Source organism: Moorena sp. SIO4G3 (genome assembly GCF_010692305.1).
GTDB classification, from domain to species: domain Bacteria; phylum Cyanobacteriota; class Cyanobacteriia; order Cyanobacteriales; family Coleofasciculaceae; genus Moorena; species Moorena producens_A.
This window is the reverse complement of sequence record NZ_JAAHIG010000598.1, coordinates 1-3467: the sequence shown is the minus strand read 5'-3', so window position 1 is coordinate 3467 and position 3467 is coordinate 1. Positions and strand designations below refer to the sequence as shown.

1 protein-coding gene and 1 pseudogene are annotated in these 3467 nt (G+C 44.6%); both read left to right on the top strand.

What is annotated here, in order from left to right:
- Window positions 1-127, top strand: a pseudogene (locus F6J99_RS43405) (NUDIX domain-containing protein); the annotation flags it as partial.
- Between the two features lie 186 nt (window positions 128-313).
- Window positions 314-3226 (top strand): reverse transcriptase domain-containing protein, encoded by a 2913-nt coding sequence (locus F6J99_RS43400; protein WP_293123228.1) that lies wholly within the window; start codon window positions 314-316, stop codon window positions 3224-3226.
- Window positions 3227-3467 lie beyond the last annotated feature (241 nt).

Below are 3467 nucleotides of genomic sequence, written 5' to 3'. Positions count from 1 at the left end.
CTATCGGCAAGGTCAGTTCCTGATGCAGCTACGGGACAATATTCCTAGTATTCTTTACCCTGGTTTGTGGGGTTTATTTGGGGGACACATTGAACCCGGAGAAACCCCAATCGAAGCTCTCAAGCGGTCTGACGGAAAACAAACAGTGAAAATTATGAGGTCATGATCCTTCTTAATCTAGGAATGGGGACAAGTAGCAAACCTTCTCGTGGTGTCCCTGTTAATCCTCATAAGGAGACCGATTGTTACAACACACAAAGCCACTAAAACTCCAGGGTGGTAAAAGGATAAACCCTCGGCCTTGGAGATGTCTTTGTTCAAGATCGTCAGCTTTAATGCTGAAGGACTTTCCGCTGCAAAAGTAGATCTACTGTCTGGCCTAAATGCTGACATTATATGTGTGCAAGAAACTCACAAGGACTCAGTGCCGCCAAAAATACCAGGTATGCACCTCACCATCCACCATCAGAGTCCTGTACATGGTAGCGCAATATACGCTAGAGACCCATCCACCATCACCAACAGCTTAGACGTATCCCATGGTGGAATTGAGATCCTCCGGGTTGAAACTCAACACCTGTGTGTTGTTTCTGTTTATAAGCCTCCACCAACCCCGTTCATGTGGCCACAGGCTCTCGACCTCACTGACAAACCCCATCTTGTCGTAGGGGACTTTAACAGCCACAACACCTTATGGGGATACTCACAAACTGACAACGATGGAGATGCAGTTGAAATCTGGGCACTGTCTAGTGACCTCACTCTTCTCCATGATGCCAAAGATGAACCTTCATTCCAAAGTGCTCGATGGCAAAGAGGTTACAACCCGGACCTGGTGTTTGCATCATCAAAAATTGCCAAGAACATTGAAAAGTCCACCTCTAGACCAATACCAAAATCACAACATCGTCCCATAATTATTGAGATAAAACCAGTTCTAAGACCAGCTGAAAGCAAGCCAATAAACAGGTTTAACTATAGAAAAGCCAATTGGAATCAATTTTCTTTGGATATTGAGGATGAAATCACCACCATAAGACCACATCCAGATGCCTATGAAAAATTCCAAGATCTCGTTTGGAAAGCAGCAAAGAAAAACATCCCTAGAGGATGTAGAAGATCGTACATCCCCTGTCTTTCTAGCCGGAGTAAAGCTACATACCAAGAGTATGTTCAAGCCTTTAACGAAGACCCATTTGCATTGAGAACTTTTGAGCTGAGCGAAACTCTCCTCTCCTACATGAGTGAGGAAAGAAAGAACCGATGGCAGGAACTGATTACCAACATCGACATGACTCACAACAGCAAAAAGGCTTGGCAAACATTGAAAAAACTCAATGTAGAAAAGAACAGTAATATTAGGATAGCAGCTGTAACCCCAAATGAAGTAGCCCACCAACTTCTACTAAATGGAAAACCCCACAACAAAGAGAGGGGCTACTTGAAGAAAATGAAGGAGAGCATGAATCAAGTAATGAACACCAGCGATGAAACCTTCCTCCCATTTACCATCAAGGAGCTGGAAGAAGCCATAAAAACCATCAAACTTGGTAAAGCCCCAGGGCTAGATGGTGTTTCGACAGAAATGATTGCCCATTTTGGCCCTAACACTAAAAAATGGCTTCTTGCATTGTATAACAACTGTGCCACCTCTTTCATAATTCCAAAGATATGGAGGAAAGCTAAGGTAGTAGCCTTACTAAAACCAGGCAAAGATCCAGAACATCCAAAGAGCTACCGACCAATTTCTCTCCTGTGCATTCTGTATAAATTATACGAACGCTTGATTATGGCTCGCATATCACCAACTGTAGACGAGCAGCTGTCACCAGATCAAGCTGGTTTCAGACCTGGCCGATCATGTTGTGGGCAGGTTTTGAACCTAACACAGTTTATTGAGGATGGCTATGAGAACAAGCTTATCACAGGTGCTGTTTTTGTCGATCTTACAGCAGCATATGACACCGTGAACCACAGAGCTCTCCTACTCAAAGTAGCTCAAACAGTAAAGAACACCTCAGTTGTGCGAATCATAGAATCACTTCTAGTAAACCGCCGTTTCTTTGTAGAAATGGATGGAAAACGAAGTCGATGGAGAAGGCAAAACAACGGCCTACCACAGGGGTCTGTGCTGGCACCAATGCTGTTCAACATCTACACCAATGACCAGCCACAGTTCAAAAACATACGGCGATTCATTTATGCAGACGACCTATGCATTGCCACTCAGTCTAAATCATTCCTTGCCATTGAAAGGAGACTCACAAAAGCCCTAAAGTCCCTGTCTGATTATTATAAGAGGTGGTTTCTCAATGCAAACCCTGGAAAGACTCAGGTTTGTGCTTTCCATCTAAACAATCATCAAGCACAGAGAAAGCTTAAAATTAAATGGGACGATAAGTTACTTGAAAACTGTAAATACCCGGTGTATCTTGGTGTAACACTCGACCGAACACTCTCTTTTAAGGAGCACACTAGGAAGGTAAAGGAAAAACTGTCCAGCCGAAACAACTTGCTTGGGAAGCTCGCAAATTCCAGCTGGGGGGCAGATCCCAAGACGCTGAAACAGACAGCTTTGGCATTGTGCTATTCAACTGCTGAATATTGTGCACCGGTGTGGGGTCGTTCGTGCCATGCACACACAGTCGACCCAGAATTGAATAAGGCCTGTCGAACCATCACTGGGGCACTTAAACCAACTCCTCTGCCATCTCTTTATCGATTAGCAGGCATAGCCCCACCCACCATCAGACGCAACACTCTCACAAAATCTGAGAGAGACAAGCAGTTAAACGATAACCGACATCCACTCCACGGTTACCAAAATATAAATCGGAGACTCAAGTCACGTAACAGCTTTGTGACAACGAGTGGCCTAGAAAACCGCAAACCATCAGCGGACAGAATGGAGCAGTGGAAAAATGCAAACCAGCTCCTACCCAATGACTGTATCCCAGAACCAAATGAAAACCTTCCTCCTGGGTCAACATTTTGTAGGAAGGACTGGGTGGCCCTGAACAGAGCACGATCAGGAGTTGGAAGAACAGGGGATAACCTTGTTCAGTGGAAACTCACAGATGATGCTGCCTGTCCATGCGGTGAAGAACTTCAGACCATGGACCATATCCTTCGGGAGTGCACACTTGGCCCTTCGTGCTCCAACCAAGACCTATTGGAAGCAAACCAAACAGCTGTGCAGTGGATTCAGTGGTGGCATATAATATGATGATGATCTCCCTCCTGAAGGTGCAGGAGATAACAAGCCCTCAATCCTAGGGTTTTGGAGATAGACCCCTATAACCATATATATTCTGAAACTACATGGCGTAAGGTAATTGTATAAGTATATTTCATTTCCAAAGGGCGTCTCCCTCCTGAAGGTGCAGGAGATAACAAGCCATCAATCCTAGGGTTTTGGAGATAGACACCTATAACCATATATATTCTGAAACTACATGCTGTAAGAT